Annotated in this window: 19 protein-coding genes; 6 read left to right on the top strand and 13 right to left on the bottom strand. The window is 36.9% G+C overall.

Annotated features, from left to right (window positions below; genetic code table 11):
• Positions 1-4 precede the first annotated feature (4 nt).
• From leuB to BMX11_RS08675, 4 genes are all read left to right on the top strand, one after another.
• The gene (gene leuB / locus BMX11_RS08690; protein ID WP_090883526.1) at positions 5-1,096 is read left to right on the top strand and encodes a 3-isopropylmalate dehydrogenase; all 1,092 of its coding nucleotides are present in this window, start codon (positions 5-7) and stop codon (positions 1,094-1,096) included.
• 10 nt (positions 1,097-1,106) lie between these two features.
• Complete coding sequence (locus BMX11_RS08685) at positions 1,107-2,267, top strand: 2-isopropylmalate synthase (protein WP_090883524.1); 1,161 nt, start codon at positions 1,107-1,109, stop codon at positions 2,265-2,267.
• 163 nt (positions 2,268-2,430) lie between these two features.
• Positions 2,431-3,681, top strand: coding sequence for a threonine ammonia-lyase IlvA (ilvA, locus tag BMX11_RS08680; RefSeq protein WP_090883522.1), 1,251 nt, complete (start codon positions 2,431-2,433; stop codon positions 3,679-3,681).
• Positions 3,682-3,740: 59 nt separating this feature from the next.
• On the top strand, positions 3,741-4,091 hold the full coding sequence (locus BMX11_RS08675) for a cupin domain-containing protein (RefSeq protein ID WP_090883520.1): 351 nt from the start codon (positions 3,741-3,743) through the stop codon (positions 4,089-4,091).
• Positions 4,092-4,125: 34 nt separating this feature from the next.
• Here BMX11_RS08675 and BMX11_RS08670 read toward each other — a convergent pair whose 3' ends face one another.
• Positions 4,126-4,686: a DUF4230 domain-containing protein gene (locus tag BMX11_RS08670; RefSeq protein ID WP_090883518.1), complete on the bottom strand. Its 561-nt coding sequence runs from the start codon at positions 4,684-4,686 to the stop codon at positions 4,126-4,128.
• Positions 4,687-4,822: 136 nt separating this feature from the next.
• On the opposite strand from BMX11_RS08670, the gene BMX11_RS08665 reads away from it, so the two are divergent.
• Positions 4,823-5,191, top strand: a complete 369-nt coding sequence (locus BMX11_RS08665; RefSeq protein ID WP_090883516.1) for a hypothetical protein — start codon at positions 4,823-4,825, stop codon at positions 5,189-5,191.
• A gap of 143 nt (positions 5,192-5,334) precedes the next feature.
• Here BMX11_RS08665 and BMX11_RS08660 read toward each other — a convergent pair whose 3' ends face one another.
• The 4 genes from BMX11_RS08660 to BMX11_RS08645 all read right to left on the bottom strand — a co-directional run bounded on the left by BMX11_RS08660 (position 5,335) and on the right by BMX11_RS08645 (position 8,685).
• The gene (locus BMX11_RS08660; protein ID WP_090883514.1) at positions 5,335-6,327 is read right to left on the bottom strand and encodes an ABC transporter ATP-binding protein; all 993 of its coding nucleotides are present in this window, start codon (positions 6,325-6,327) and stop codon (positions 5,335-5,337) included.
• Positions 6,328-6,488: 161 nt separating this feature from the next.
• The gene (locus BMX11_RS08655; RefSeq protein WP_090883512.1) at positions 6,489-7,271 is read right to left on the bottom strand and encodes an outer membrane beta-barrel protein; all 783 of its coding nucleotides are present in this window, start codon (positions 7,269-7,271) and stop codon (positions 6,489-6,491) included.
• Between the two features lie 114 nt (positions 7,272-7,385).
• Positions 7,386-8,135: a hypothetical protein gene (locus BMX11_RS08650; RefSeq protein ID WP_090883510.1), complete on the bottom strand. Its 750-nt coding sequence runs from the start codon at positions 8,133-8,135 to the stop codon at positions 7,386-7,388.
• Complete coding sequence (locus BMX11_RS08645; protein ID WP_090883508.1) at positions 8,116-8,685, bottom strand: RNA polymerase sigma factor; 570 nt, start codon at positions 8,683-8,685, stop codon at positions 8,116-8,118. The genes BMX11_RS08650 and BMX11_RS08645 overlap by 20 nt, the downstream gene beginning before the upstream one ends.
• Before the next feature lie 104 nt (positions 8,686-8,789).
• On the opposite strand from BMX11_RS08645, the gene BMX11_RS08640 reads away from it, so the two are divergent.
• Complete coding sequence (locus tag BMX11_RS08640; protein WP_090883506.1) at positions 8,790-8,999, top strand: hypothetical protein; 210 nt, start codon at positions 8,790-8,792, stop codon at positions 8,997-8,999.
• On the opposite strand, the gene BMX11_RS08635 is transcribed toward BMX11_RS08640, so the two are convergent.
• From BMX11_RS08635 to BMX11_RS08600, 8 genes are all read right to left on the bottom strand, one after another.
• Positions 8,983-10,131: a hypothetical protein gene (locus BMX11_RS08635; protein ID WP_090883503.1), complete on the bottom strand. Its 1,149-nt coding sequence runs from the start codon at positions 10,129-10,131 to the stop codon at positions 8,983-8,985. The genes BMX11_RS08640 and BMX11_RS08635 overlap by 17 nt on opposite strands.
• Before the next feature lie 164 nt (positions 10,132-10,295).
• Positions 10,296-10,850 carry a CopD family protein gene (locus tag BMX11_RS08630; RefSeq protein ID WP_090883501.1) on the bottom strand — a complete coding sequence of 185 codons (555 nt, stop codon included), beginning with the start codon at positions 10,848-10,850 and terminating at the stop codon, positions 10,296-10,298.
• Positions 10,847-11,593 carry an ATPase gene (locus BMX11_RS08625; protein ID WP_090883499.1) on the bottom strand — a complete coding sequence of 249 codons (747 nt, stop codon included), beginning with the start codon at positions 11,591-11,593 and terminating at the stop codon, positions 10,847-10,849. The genes BMX11_RS08630 and BMX11_RS08625 overlap by 4 nt, the downstream gene beginning before the upstream one ends.
• 1 nt (position 11,594) lies before the next feature.
• Positions 11,595-11,828 carry a hypothetical protein gene (locus BMX11_RS08620; RefSeq protein WP_090883497.1) on the bottom strand — a complete coding sequence of 78 codons (234 nt, stop codon included), beginning with the start codon at positions 11,826-11,828 and terminating at the stop codon, positions 11,595-11,597.
• Between the two features lie 51 nt (positions 11,829-11,879).
• Entirely contained in the window at positions 11,880-12,905 is a 1,026-nt protein-coding gene (hemE, locus tag BMX11_RS08615) for a uroporphyrinogen decarboxylase (RefSeq protein ID WP_090883496.1), read from the bottom strand.
• A 152-nt stretch (positions 12,906-13,057) separates the two neighbouring features.
• Positions 13,058-13,573 (bottom strand): hypothetical protein, encoded by a 516-nt coding sequence (locus BMX11_RS08610; RefSeq protein ID WP_090883494.1) that lies wholly within the window; start codon positions 13,571-13,573, stop codon positions 13,058-13,060.
• Entirely contained in the window at positions 13,573-14,277 is a 705-nt protein-coding gene (locus tag BMX11_RS08605) for a response regulator transcription factor (RefSeq protein ID WP_090883492.1), read from the bottom strand. The genes BMX11_RS08610 and BMX11_RS08605 overlap by 1 nt, the downstream gene beginning before the upstream one ends.
• A gap of 8 nt (positions 14,278-14,285) precedes the next feature.
• Positions 14,286-15,152 carry a sensor histidine kinase gene (locus BMX11_RS08600; protein ID WP_090883490.1) on the bottom strand — a complete coding sequence of 289 codons (867 nt, stop codon included), beginning with the start codon at positions 15,150-15,152 and terminating at the stop codon, positions 14,286-14,288.
• Positions 15,153-15,174: the final 22 nt, after the last annotated feature.

Raw genomic sequence — 15,174 nt, 5'->3', positions numbered from 1 at the left:
TACAATGAAGAAGAACATTTTAGTAATACCTGGAGATGGTATTGGCCCCGAAGTAACTGCATGGGGAAAAGCAGCTTTAGAACAAATTGCAACAGCATTTGGCCACGAGTTTACATTTGATGAAGCCCTAATGGGTCACGTAGCCATTGAAGCTACCGGAAATCCGCTACCAGATGAAACACTGGAAAAAGCAAAAAAAAGTGATGCGATTTTATTCGGTGCTGTTGGTCATGCAAAATATGATAACGATCCAAGCTTAAAAGTTAGACCAGAGCAAGGTTTATTAAAAATCCGCAAAGAATTAGGTCTTTTTGCCAATCTCCGCCCAATATTACTATTTGACGAACTTCTTCAGGCTTCAAGCATTAAACCAGAGATTTTAAAAGGAACAGACATTCTTTTCTTCCGCGAATTAACAGGTGATGTTTATTTCGGTAAAAAAACACGTTCGGAAGATAGAAATACGGCTTCTGATTTAATGATTTATCACCGTTATGAAGTAGAAAGGATTGCACATAAAGCCTATCAGGCGGCACAGCAACGTAACAAACGCTTGTGTTCTGTAGATAAAGCCAATGTATTGGAGAGCTCTCGCCTATGGCGCGAAACCGTACAGGAAATTGCTAAACAATATCCTGATGTAGAAACAGAACATATGTTTATCGATAATGCTGCAATGCAGTTAATCAAGAACCCAAAGAAATTCGACGTCGTATTAACAGCTAACCTTTTTGGTGATATCTTAACAGATGAGGCCTCACAAATTGCAGGTTCGATGGGGATGTTGGCTTCAGCTTCTGTAGGTGAATTAACGGGTTTTTATGAGCCTATACACGGTTCAGCACACGATATTGCTGGTAAAGACCTCGCTAACCCACTGGCTTCTATCCTATCTGCGGCTTTACTATTAGAAATTGGCTTCGGATTAAAAGAAGAAGCTAAATTATTGGTTGATACTATTGATCAGGTATTAAAAGAAGGTTTTAGAACGCATGACATCGCCGATCAAAGCACAAACCGTTTCAAAGTTTTAGGGACTGCAGAAATGGGTAAATTGGTTTTAAAATTCTTATCACAAAAATTAATCACTACCTAAACATAAGATTATGATTCACGACCCTAACAAAGTTTATATTTTCGACACCACATTGCGTGATGGAGAACAGGTACCAGGCTGCCAGTTAGATACAAACCAGAAAGTAGAAATCGCTAAATCACTCGAACTTTTAGGTGTTGATGTAATTGAAGCTGGCTTTCCTGTTTCTAGCCCTGGCGATTTCAATAGTGTAATTGAATTATCTAAAGCGGTGAGTAACCCAATTATTTGCGCTCTAACCCGCGCCAATAAAAATGATATCGATGTTGCTGCTGATGCTTTACGCTATGCAAAACGCCCACGTATCCATACTGGTATCGGAGCTTCTGATTTCCACATTAAACATAAATTTAACAGCACCCGCGAAGAAATTTTAGCCCGTGCGGTTGAAGCAGTGAAATATGCAAAGAAATATGTTGAAGATGTAGAATTTTATGCAGAAGATGCCGGAAGAGCAGACATAGAATTTTTAGCTAAAATGGTAGAAGCAGTGATTGCTGCTGGTGCTACAGTAGTTAATATTCCAGATACAAATGGCTATTGCTTACCCGATCAGTACGGCTCAAAAATCTTGTTTTTAAAAGAAAACGTAAAAAACATCGATAACGCCATTATCTCTGTTCACTGCCACAATGATTTAGGTTTAGCTACTGCTAACTCAATTGCCGGACTACAAAACGGTGCGCGTCAGGTTGAATGTACCATCAATGGAATCGGCGAACGCGCTGGAAACACTTCTATGGAAGAGGTCGTCATGATCTTAAAAACCCATAAAGTTTTAGGCTTGAATACTCAAATTGACAGTACTCAATTCTATGACATCAGCCATATGGTGCGTAACCAAATGAATATGCCTGTTCAACCGAATAAGGCGATTGTTGGAGCCAACGCATTCTCACATAGTTCTGGTATTCATCAGGATGGTTTCTTGAAAAACCGTGAAAACTACGAAATCATTAAACCTGAAGATGTTGGTTTCCCAGATGCAACCATCGTATTAACTGCGAGAAGTGGCCGCCATGCTTTGAAACATCATTTAGACCGTTTAGGCCATAAATTAGAAAAAGAGGAGCTTGATATCGTTTACAAGCAATTCCTGGTTTTAGCAGATAGCAAACAAGGAATAAACGATCAGGACTTAAATCAGTTGGTTGCTTTGCATTTAGCTTAGAAGCTGAAATCGAAAAGCCTGGAGCTGAAATACTGAGGTAAAAAGCTTAGCCAGATCAAAAAAATAATCACGAATGGTGGAAAAGCGACGCATCAGTTTCTTTCCCACTATTCTAAAAAACATATTCACGAGAACCTAGATTCTCGTTATTTGATAATTAATTATGAATAATACAACACCACAAACGCTGGACTTTAACTCAGCTTCTCAGCGTTTAAAAGGAGTAGTTAAACGTACGCCGCTTGAGTTTAATGCAGGACTTTCATCGCGCTACAATGCTAATATTTACCTTAAACGTGAAGATTTACAAATTGTAAGATCTTATAAACTCCGTGGTGCTTATAACAAAATTAGCTCTTTACCACCAGATGCATTAACCAATGGTGTGGTATGTGCAAGTGCAGGCAACCATGCGCAAGGAGTGGCTTATTCGTGCAAAAAACTAAACATTAAGGGCGTAATTTTCATGCCCGAAATCACTCCAAAACAAAAAATTACGCAGGTAAACATGTTTGGTGGCGATAACGTGGAAGTTGTTCTTGTTGGAGATACTTTTGACGACTGCCTAAAAGAAGCGCTTAACTATAGTGCCCTGCATGCCGCTACTTTTATCCCTCCTTTTGATGATCAGAAAGTGATTGAAGGACAGGCAACAGTTGGCGTGGAGGTTTTTGAAGATCTTCCAGACTTAGATATCGTGGTAATGCCCGTTGGTGGTGGTGGTTTAGCTTCTGGTGTTAGTGCTTACCTCAAAACGGTTAAGCCAGATGTTAAATTAATCGGGGTTGAACCTTTGGGAGCCCCATCTATGCAAACCGCTATTGAAAAGAAAGGACCATTTACCTTAGATGAAATAGACCGCTTTGTTGATGGCGCTGCCGTTAAACGTGTTGGTGCGCTCACTTATCAATATTGTAATGATTTATTGGATGAAATGCATTTGATCCCCGAAGGACAAATTTGCACAACCATCCTTAAGTTATACAACGAAGATGCTATTGTAGTAGAACCTGCAGGTGCATTATCTGTTTCTGCATTGGCACAAATTAAAGATCAGATTGTAGGAAAAACGGTCGTATGCGTAGTGAGTGGTGGCAATAACGATATCGAACGTATGCAGGAGATTAAAGAAAAATCACTATTGTTCGAAGGCTTAAAACATTACTTCATCGTTCGTTTCCCTCAACGCCCGGGGGCTTTGAAATTATTTGTAAACGAGGTTTTAGGACCACATGATGATATTACCCGTTTCGAATTCATCAAAAAAACCAATAGAGAGAACGGGCCAGCCCTTGTGGGTATTGAGCTTACCAAAAAAGAAGATTACGCAGGAATACTAGAACGCCTAAAAGCCTTTAAATTTGATGTGATTGAGCTAAATCAGGATCAAACCTTATTTGAGTATTTAGTTTAAAGACCAAAACTACCTGTACGATTTTACCAGGAAGCCAACTTGACCTAATTTTAAAAAAAATGAATTTCAAAGATTTAACAAACAAAAGCTTAATTGCTGATAACGACATTGATTGGGAAGACCTGGGGGCAGGCGTTAAGCGCAAAATCATGGCTTATGATGAAAACTTAATGCTGGTAAAGGTAGACTTTGAAAAGGATGCCATTGGGAGCGTCCACAATCACCCGCATTTACAATTGAGCTATGTGGCCAGGGGAAGCTTTGAAGTTTCAATGGGAGAGGAGAAAAAGGTCTTAAATGAAGGCGATGTTTTCTTCGCACCTACCCTTGTTTACCACGGGGTACGCTGTTTAGAAGCAGGGCTTTTGATAGATGTGTTTAATCCTCACCGCGAAGATTTCTTAAAATAATATCGACCACCTAATAATCTTAGGTGGTCTTTTTTTACTCAAATGTAAACCGAACATTCTTATAGCCTAAACCTTCAATAATGGGTTTAAGCACATTAACGGCATTGGTTTTAGTCTGGCCCAATATGTTAGACTTTTTCACTTCAGCACCTATTTGTCTTTCTGCTGCTTTATAAGCTTCATCTACCAGATTGGCTTCTCTAAAGAAAGCCATCTTCGTATCATAAACTCTCGAGTTTTTATGATCAATTTTAACGTAACAAAGTTCTGGCTGTGGTAAATTTACTACAGCAGTGTCCACATCAATTTCGATATCTTCCCTGGTTATTTTTGTGAGGTCGATACATCCTACTGCCTCCGCTTTCACAATTAAAAGTACACTGGCTTCGGGTAAGAAATCTGTCTTATTTTTATGTTCTAAAACATCACTAATCTGATAGCGAACAAGCTCTAACTTGCCTATTGCTTCAATTTTTTCTACCAGAAGCTGATGTTTACTTTCTACAGATGTGTTAATACTAAACTTTTTAGAAATGAAAAAGTAAGCTGCAATGACTAAAATTAACCAAGGGAGAATGCGAAAAAATAATTTCATATCAACAAAATAATAAATGGTTTTTAAACATATAATAACTTAATTACACAATAATTAATCCATAAAGGCAGATAAAAGTTTTTTTGGCAACAGTTTTGTAATAGATCAGATAACACACAAATAAAAACTAATCAACATGAAAAAACTGACCATTTTAATGCTTTGCATCGCCACACTAGGTTTGGTATCCTGCAAAAAAGAAACAATTGTTCAAAACGCTCCTAATCGTACCATCGTTTTTGACGTAAATCCTAACAGATGGGTTTTAGAAAATGGAAAGTATTACCTGGATTTAAGAATTGATGAGGTAGATGACATAAATTTTTATGATGAGGGAATCTTAGTATATACGGCTACACCAAACTATAATAGTTATTACCAGTTACCATATGGTGATATGGATTACGAAACATATATAGGAGGAGTAACCATTAGCAGATCTACTCTACCTACTACGCCAATGCGAATAAAAGTTGTATTGGTAGCAGCAGAAAATGTAACATAAGGTAATTTTCTTCACACAGAATAAAAACGACTGATGTTCTTTAAACGCAGTCGTTTTTTTATGCGCGAAAAAGAATGAGTGAATTACTCCATTACTACTGCCCATTACCTTCTCCAATAACTGAGAATGTAATTAACCTGTATTTAAAACTCCAAAAAATGGCTGATATTTAACTGAACGTGATCGTTCTTTTTATGCTCCCCCCTATTCAATTGCAAAGCACGAATGTTTACTCCCTTCCGCTCCACCAATAGCTCATCATAAAAGCCTTTGTAATAAACGTCCTTAACTTCAAAACGCCTGCTGTTCCAGCTATTATTAATTTCGGCCCATTCTGGATAAAATACTACAAATTCCAACGCTGTCTTTAAACCTATTTTCTCTGCATCCTCACGAGATAATACTACAGCATTTCCTAAAATTTGGGCGGTATAAATGTGCTTAGGGTGTTGATAGATATCTGCTGGCTTACCCGTTTGCAGCAACTCTCCATCTTTAATAATTAATAACTGATCTGCCAGGAATAATCCATCTGCCGGATCGTGTGAAACCAGAATTACAGTAACACCAGTCTCCGAAGCAACTCTTTTGATATCTGCCCTTAACTGGTTTTTCAATAAAGCATCCACCTGGCTAAAGGGCTCATCCAGTAACAGCACCTGCGTATCAGACACCATAGCCTTCGCTATAGCCACCCTTTGTTGCTCGCCCCCGCTAAGTTCAATAATCTTTTTGTTTTGCAAATGCAGGATACGCAGATGCTCCATAATGGCTAACGTTTTCTCTGTCTTGGTTTTAAGATCGGTATTTGATAATTGTGAGGCAATATTATCGTAAACCTTAGCATAAATATTGAGTGAAAAATCCTGCGTAACCATTTTCATCTGCTTATGCCCGGGTATCAACTGCTCATCAGGGCCTAAAACCCTTTTATCCTCAAAGAAAACATCACCGGAATCTGTTTTTAATAATCCAAAAATAGTTTTCAATAAGGTCGACTTCCCACTGCCACTTTCACCTATAATGGCTACCACGTCGCCCCTCTGTATGTCGAAACTAATATTTTTAATCCCTCCAGCCTGCTCGGCCTGATATTGCTTTGTTAAATTCTTAACGCTGATTATAGTATTGCTCACAGGGTAAAAGTAAAGATTAAAGCGGAAAGCTGAAAGAGGAAAGCTTAAAGCCTGGTACTAAAAGCTGAAAGCCGAAAAAAATTCCTTAAAACATTATAAATAAAAAATCCTGTTTCGCCTAACCGAAACAGGATTTAATCTATTTGTTGTGTTGTTGTGTATTAATTTAACCCAAAGGTGACACCGAAACTCATGTTTTTCAATCCCGCTTGTGCCGGCGTATTAAACATATCGTTAAAGTAATATTTGGTAAATAACCCTAAGCCGCCATAACCAAATCTGAAGGTTCCTCCATAACGAACCGATTGGAAGTGATAATTATCGTAAAACTTTTCTTTGCCCCGTTCCTCACTAATTTGTTTAACTTTTCCGTTTAACAAGAAACTTACTTCTGGCCCTATTACGAAATAGAATCTTTTTCCGTGATCATTTTCTTTAGTACGGAACTCAAAGTTTAATGGAATATGCACATAACTGCTAGAAAAACGATTCTTTGAAAACTCTATGGGTTCTGTTACATAAGTTAATACAGGCGAATTCTTTTGAATGGTGATATTGTCTCTTAAACGAATGAGTGTCCAATCGAAACCACCAGCCACATAAATCTTAAAATTAGAGTTGAAACGATAACCGAACTGGAGTACATCGAAAGAGAATGTACTGGTTTTACCTCCTTTGTAATCTAAAAATTCATTATTTGGAGATAGGTTGAAGTTACCATTATCTATTAACCTGGAAAAACCTAAATCAACTCTTGTAAAAGTAATTCCACCAACAAAACGACCTTTTTTAGTAGAGTCTGACGACCTGGTTTTAATAATAATTCCATGCCCATCACTATAATCGTTTTTTTTCTTTGTACTGTCTTGTTGTGCAAATGCACCTGGAGCCATAACACCGGCAAGTCCGCTTACCAAAAGTGTTGTAAAAATTAGACGTTTCATATTGTGTTGTGTTATTATTGAATTGCTTAACTGATTAATTCTCTAACTGTATAATTGACCGATTTAACTGTTCATCACTAATCGCAAACTGAAAATTGTTAACTGATAACTGAACTATTTCTTATTGCGTTTACCTATTTTAAAAGGACCAATATTGATAGAGGAAAGTGAAGAGTCATCATCGTCTGTTCTAAACTGGATGAATTTATCCTTTCTCTTATCTACTTTATTGACGATAATATTTACTACATCGCCCACATTTTTAATATTCTTAAAACTTTGCTCATTGTCATTGATGGGTTCATCTGCTTTAATCGGAGTTAAATTATTAGCAATAACGGTTTCCTCTTTGGGTTCTTGAATAGCATCATCTATTTTTTGTTTCAAAATATCCTGACCTTGTGGTTTTACCTCATTGTGGTGTGCCAGTTGAACATCTTGTTTTACATCTTGTGGCGCTGTTACAACTTGTGGCTTATCTGCCAATTTAGGCTGGCTATCCTTTTTCTTTGCTAAAGAAGTAAGTTGACCTGTTTTTTCAGTAACTTTCTCTTCAGGCTTAATTGTCGCTTCAACAATAGCTTTCACAGGCTCTTTGGTTACTGGTTTTACCCTCTCTATGCCATTGTTTGCTAGTTTATTCCCTGTTGATACAGTTTCTTGCTGCTTGTTAATTAAAATCCCAATGGTAACCACTATTAAAATTGCCGCAGCTGTGAGCCACAAAATGGGCAACTTTCTTTTCTTTTTGGGTGCAATCTCCGCTTCAATATCCTTCCACAAATCTCTTGAGGGGGCAACTTCCGCATCTGCAAAAGTATTTTTAAATAACTGATCAAAATCTTTATCCTGTATAGGTTGCATAACCAAAGCCCTCCATTTTTATAATTTCTTCTTTTAATATTGCCCGTGCTCTCGATAATTGCGATTTACTGGCTCCTTCAGATATACCTAGTGCCTCTCCAATTTCCTTATGCGAGTATCCTTCAATTACGTACATATTAAAAACCATTCTATAACCATCTGCTAATTTTTGTATTACTTTCATGAGGTCTTGCATCCCCAACCGACTAAAATCAAAACCTGTTGAAGGCTGTTCATACGCTTCATCAATTTCTACAACCGTTAAACCCCTAAGGTTCTTGCGATAGCTTTCGATTGCAGTATTTACCATTATTCTTCTAATCCACCCTTCAAAAGATCCATCTCCCCTATATTCCTTAATCTTTTGAAAGATTTTGATATATCCCATTTGCAATACATCTTCTGCTTCCATTCTATCTTTGGCATATCTCAGGCAAACCGCCAGCATTTTCGATGCAGTTTGCTTGTACAGCATCTCCTGCATCTTCCGGTCGCCAGCCTTACAGCCCTCCATCAACTCGTTTATCGTATAGGTATGCGTCAATTTCATTGTGTGTTTGTATATAGAAGATGGCAGATCACAAACAATGGTTGCATAGGGATTACAAAAAAGTTAAATAAAGTTAAAAAAACATTAATACAGACTGATTATCAATGTATTATTTTTTACAGAAAAGCAGAGACAGCTATACTCTTGATGGTTCAGTCCCGCTATTCGTTCCTGCCGGTGAAAAACCGGCACCACTGCTATCGGGTTTATCTAACAACGTTTTTGCTAAAAACCCAACGGGCATTGGCTACCGCTTTAAACTCATAAGGGTCGGATTAATCCCCGACCCTTATACGTTTATTTTTTGGTTTTAAACAGTTTAAAATCCTGCTTATAGGTTAAGAAAAAAGAGTGATTAAATTGAAGCTGCTTATCAGAGTTATCTAAATCAATATGAGGCTCAAAGCGAACATCTAAATAAAAATGAGGTATCAGTTCCTTTTGGTAGGCATATCTTAAAGCCACTATATTTCTTTTACTTTGCGTTAAGCCTGGGCTATACAAATTATACGATACAGATTCATAAAGTGGCATTCCTTTAATCGAAATGAAGTTATTTCCTTTCCAATAAGTGGCTACCAAGCTACCCCATTTACTTTCCACACCAGCGTTAAGCCACAAACCAAATCCACCTTCGTAGGCCCTGCGCTTATCTGGTGAAAAATCTTTATAAGCTGCAATATAGTTATCGGTATAAACCTGTTTAATATTGGTATTAATCTGCTTATGTAATTTTAGTCCGGCAGCGCCATTGAACATCGTTGTGATTGGAATTTCCTTTAATACATCAATTTGTCCGCCTTGATGAAAAACTAAGAATTGGGCAGGAACACTAAACTTCCAGCCATTACTTTCTGCCAGCGTAGTCTCTGTTGATAAACCTCCAATAATTTCTTCCTTCGCCGCTTCACCGGTATAAATCATTTTCTGCCAGGCAATCCAGGCATCTAAGTTAAATTTTTCGCGTTCTACCAGCAACTGTGTACCATACTCTATCGGGTTGGTAAGCGTTCTTTCAAAATCGTAAAGTGGTTCAATATATTTATGCTGGATTCCCCCTTCCAGGCTTCCGAAAATTAACGTCAAATTCCTTTTATGGTATTTTACATTAAACAAGGGTTTAGCATCTGTAACACCATTTCGGCCAAAGTCCTTGCGAATAAAAGCCCCTGCTGTAATGGCTAGATTGGGGTGGGCATAATATGTTATTTGTGGTTGCAACTGTGTTCCATACAACGTATAACCATCATGAAAATCATTGGTATACTCATAATTTCGAACATAATTCAGGTTGTAGAAGTTGAAATGAATTTCATCAGTTAAGCTGCTATCAGGGCGGATTCTGTTTTCAAAAGCCGATTGATTGAATTGAGCTGAAGCGATGTAGGTACTGAAAAGAAAAGTTATAAAGAGTACAGCCTTTTTCAGGCTTGAAGTTTTAAACATGGGCTTTGATTTTAACGCCCAAATTTAGGATAGTTTTTCCGTAAAGTATAGTGTAGAAAAACTCAAGTATCAAGATTAAATGTAAGTTGACGAAAGGCTAACAATGAATTAAAGATTTTCATTTAGAATTGTAGGCCTTGGTTCTTATTTTTTGATCATCAGGCTTATTTCCTTAGCCTGTAATTTTTGTACAGTTTAACCGCTATCATGATGGCCATAGCAACCCCCATGATACCAATAAGGCCGTACACCCAGTTGATGGCATTTTTTAAGATCACTACAAAAACAATGGCAATCATAAAAATGGTAGCCAACTCCCTCCACAAGCGCAACTGAAAGCTGGTTAGCTTGTATTGGTTGTTTTTAAGCTGTTTAACAATGTTTTGGCAGATAAAGTGGTAAATGAGTAATCCAACTACGAAACCGAGCTTAACCCACATCCAGTCCATTTGAAGCAGCCCAGAATTTAATGTTAACATTCCGGCACCTGCTATAACAGAAATGATCATTGCCGGAGTAGCTATGATTTTCCACAAAGTAGCCTCCATTTTAACGAACTGCTCAACCAAAACACTTTTTTCTGGTTCAGGTTTATCATTGGCCTCTGTATGGTAGATGAATAAACTCAAAATATAGAAAAGGCCAGCCATCCAGCTGATCACAAAAACGATATGAACTGCTTTAAAGTAAAGGTAATAAGGCAATAGGGTTTCTATCATGATTTTATCTTATTCAAAATGTAGGTATCAATCCAATTTGGAATATTTAAAAACTCCAAATTTAAAGTTCCATCCTTAATATTACCTATATAATTATGTTTACTTCCAGAATTATCCCAAAGATAAGTCTCATCAACTTTCTTTAACATATGTATAAGTAAATCCATTGTAAGAAAGTATCGTTTCTCAATTCTATCCTGCGCTACGTGATGTCCTCCTTTTTTCACCCGATCTTTTACACGCTCCAAATTCATAATTGGTGTTTCTGTACCTATAAAATATAAGTAGACCTTATAGTTGTGTTCGTGAGCAAAATTGATGAGTTCTAATTTGGATGGATGGGAAAAAACTGTTTCGAAAGAAAAAGACTTTTTATTTTCAATTAGTTTATGGCGAATAAAATCTGCTATTATTGCGAAATGATAAGAGTTATAATTAACATTTTTATGATAACCTCTAACAATAACATTTTCCTTAATTGCTAAATTCCAGCCCTCAGGATCAAAGCCAGCTTTTACATATAGGCCGCTTAATAAAATGAATTTTTCGAACTCTTCTTGAGAACAGGAGATATTAAAATCTGAAAGGTTTAAAAAATTACTTTTTGCAAAATCTGATTCTAAAAAATCGGCATTAACAAACAGTTTGGTAGAAAAATATATCGGTTTAATGGAATTATAAAGAGTAGTTTTACCGGATCCATTTGGCCCGGCAAAAATTCTTAGCTTTGGCCTAACAGCCATGTTAGAAAAGTTTTATTCTTTTTTGGGAAACTCTTTTCTTTGTGAAATTTCCACCAGAAATTTTTATAACTCTTCCATCTTTAAAAGTTCTATATACCCCGTCACTTTTAACTTCCGTCCTACCCAAGTCCATTGCATCAACCACACGAAGTACATCATCCATTGTTTTATTAATAGCATTGATTACTTGCTTAATTGGCAACTTATCTTCGTCTTTTAGCGATTTAACAGTCATTGAAATACTATTTTATACTAAGATAAGCAAAGGACTTGAATTTACTGCAAATTAATACTTAAACTCCTTTACTACCTCAATAGCATATTTCACGTTATCGAAAGGAATATCAGGCATAATACCGTGTCCTAGATTAAATATAAAGCCTTCTGTACCGCGCATACGCTCAAACAATTTGTGTATCTGTGCTTTAATTACCGCTTTATCAGCATATAAAATGTGTGGATCTAAATTTCCCTGAACGGCGATGCCAGCAGGTAAAGCATTTTTAATATTTAATAAATCTGCGTTCCAGTCTACAGAAATTACATCAGGCTTCGCCTCTGCCATAATAGATGCAAATACAGAGCTTCCTTTACAGAAGGAAATTACTGGGATATCTTTTCTATTTAAGTTGGCAATAATTTCTTGAATATAGCGATGGGAGAACTCCTGATAATCATTCCATGATAAAGCTAAAGCCCAGCTGTCAAAAACCTGAATGGCGTTCACTCCTGCAGCAATCTGAAGGTTTAAATACTCGGCTGTTACTTTAGCAATTTTAGCCAAAAGCTGGTGCGCAAGCTCAGGTTGGTTGTGCAACATCAACTTGGTTAGCTTAAAGTCTTTAGACGATCCGCCCTCAACCAGGTAACTCATTACCGTAAAAGGGGCTCCGGCAAAACCTATTAATGGAATACTGCCATTTAATCTTTGTTGAATTACCTTTATGGCATCTGCCACATATTGAAGTTCGCTCAAACAATCAACATTTAAAGCCTCTACATCTTTTGCTGTACGAACCGGGTTGGCAAATTTAGGACCAACGCCTTGGGTAAAGCTCAAATCGCCGCCCATAGCTTCGCCGGTTACTAAAATATCAGAAAATAATATCGCTGCATCAATACCCAATAAATCAACTGGTAACATGGTTACATCAGCTGCAATCTCAGGAGTTTTACACATTTCTAAAAATGAGTACTTGTTCTTAATCTCCCAATATTGTGGCATAAAACGACCAGCCTGACGCATCATCCATACGGGTGGACGTTCAGTTTGTTTCGAAAATGCAGCGTCTAAAAATAAATTATTCTTCATGATTTGTATTTGTCATCCCTTCGGTCATCATTCAGCAAGACGATTCCGATATCTATAAAATTTTAATTGCGCAAAGGTATAAATAAAAAAAAAACGAAGTACCTTTTTATTCCTAAACTGGTGCTTCGTTATTCAAAATGACAGTATTAATATTATAATTTACTGATTTCTCTTTCTATTTTAGCAATAATATCCTTCGAACGTTGGGTTTCGGCCAATTCCTTTGCCAACTGGGTATAGGTTTCTGCTCTTTCTTTATCCTTTTTCCTTAAGGCCAAATTAGCTAAATGAATCACTACGTAAGCCTTTTGTGTTTTACCACCCACCGCGTAACGGCTTGCTACCTGAAAATGATATTCTGCCTTGTCGTAATTTTCATCCTTCAAGGCTAATTCACCCTGCATAAACTCATAATAACCTCGACGGCTTTTAGCCAACTGCTCTGGCTTTGTCACTTCAGCCAACATTTCTCTGGCTTTACCAAACTCTTTGTTCTTGAAATGTTTCGAAGCCATAAGCACCGAGCTGTGCTTAAAATGGCTCCATATTACAAAAGCAAACAAAAAGGCCGAAACTGCGGCCAGTTGGTATTGTTTATAAATTATACACACTACGGCGGCCAATATGAAAACAGCCATTAGTGCATACCTGCCTTTGTTATTGTACATTAATGACTATCGGTAAATTTATAACCAACACCACGTATAGAGTGAAAATACACTGGATTTTTTTGATCTGGCTCAAAATACTTACGGAAAGTTAAAATGAAGTTGTCAATCGTTCTGGTTGAAGGATAAACATCATAATTCCAAACGGTTTCCAAAATCTGCTCACGAGAAACGGCATCATTTTTACGCTCTATTAAAAGCTTTAACAACATGGTTTCTTTTTTCGTTAGCGGAGTGATGGTTCCGTCATCATGTTTTAATTCAAAAGAATTAAAATAGATGGTTTTATCACCGATTTTATAAGAGTTTAACTCTTTTAAATCGTCTGATTTTAAGCTGCGTTTAACTAAAATACCTACACGAAGAATTAATTCTTCTAAGTTGAAAGGTTTTACTAAATAATCATCTGCACCTTTTTTAAGGCCTAACACACGATCTTCTGATGTGTTCTTCGCGGTTAAGAATAAAATTGGAACTTCAGTGTTTTCTAAACGAATTGTTTCACAAACCTGGAAACCATCCATTTCTGGCAACATAACATCTAAAATAATTAGATTAAAGCGTTCTTCTTTAAATACTTTAAGAGCGGTTTTGCCATCTTTAACGGCGTGAACTTTATAACCCTCAAGTTCGAGGTTTAATTTAATGGCATCCAACAAGTGGTCCTCGTCTTCTACCAACAGAATTCTTAATTTTTGTGACATAATTGAGATTAACTAAATGTTACTTCAAAAATACTTCCCTGAGGCTGATTGTCTTTAACTATAATATCAGCGTCATGATGTTGTAATACCTCTTTCACAATAAACAAGCCTAAACCCGTTCCTTTCGCTTTTCTGACATTCTCATTACCAACGCGGTAAAACTTATCAAATATCAACATTTTTTCGGCATCTGAAATACCAGGGCCTTTATCTGCTACGCTAAGCATAACATGCCCGTCAATCTTATCTAAATGCACATTTATCTCATCACATGGGTTAGAATACTTCACTGCATTTTCAATCAAATTGGTCACTACTGACGATAAGGCAAATTTGTCACCCACTAACTGCAAATTTGGCTGAATTTTAGCATTAATGATCTGCTCGCATCCACATGAGTGTACCTGTAACCGATCTGTAATTTTATATACCAATTCTGAAAAGTTAAAGGATTCTTTAGGAAAACTATAAGAACGATTCTCGATTTTCGTTGCCAAAAGCATATTTTCTACCAAATCGTCTAATCGTTCTATATCCTTTAACGAATTATTAAGCAAAGAGGTTTGTCTGGCTTTGTCCAGATCTCTTTTAATAATTGTTTGGATAGAAAGTTTAATAGCTGCCAATGGCGATTTCAGCTCATGGGTTATAGACATTAAAAAATTCTGTTGTTGTTCCCTTAAATTATCTTCTTTTTTTAGCGATTGGTGAAGAAAATATCCACCAATACAAAGTAAAAATAAAAACACAGAGCCCTCACCCATAATCATCGTCATACGGCTTGGCTGTAAGCGTACTACCAAGGTACCCCAGGAAATTAACTGAATTAAGGCATAGAGCAATAAACAGTAAAATATGATAATGGATTTTTTCATGTCAGATTTGTATGATCAATTG

The sequence above is a fragment of the Pedobacter rhizosphaerae genome (assembly GCF_900111155.1).
GTDB classification, from domain to species: Bacteria; Bacteroidota; Bacteroidia; order Sphingobacteriales; family Sphingobacteriaceae; genus Pedobacter; species Pedobacter rhizosphaerae.
Note: the sequence above shows the minus strand (reverse complement) of the source record. Positions and strands in the feature narration are given on the sequence as shown.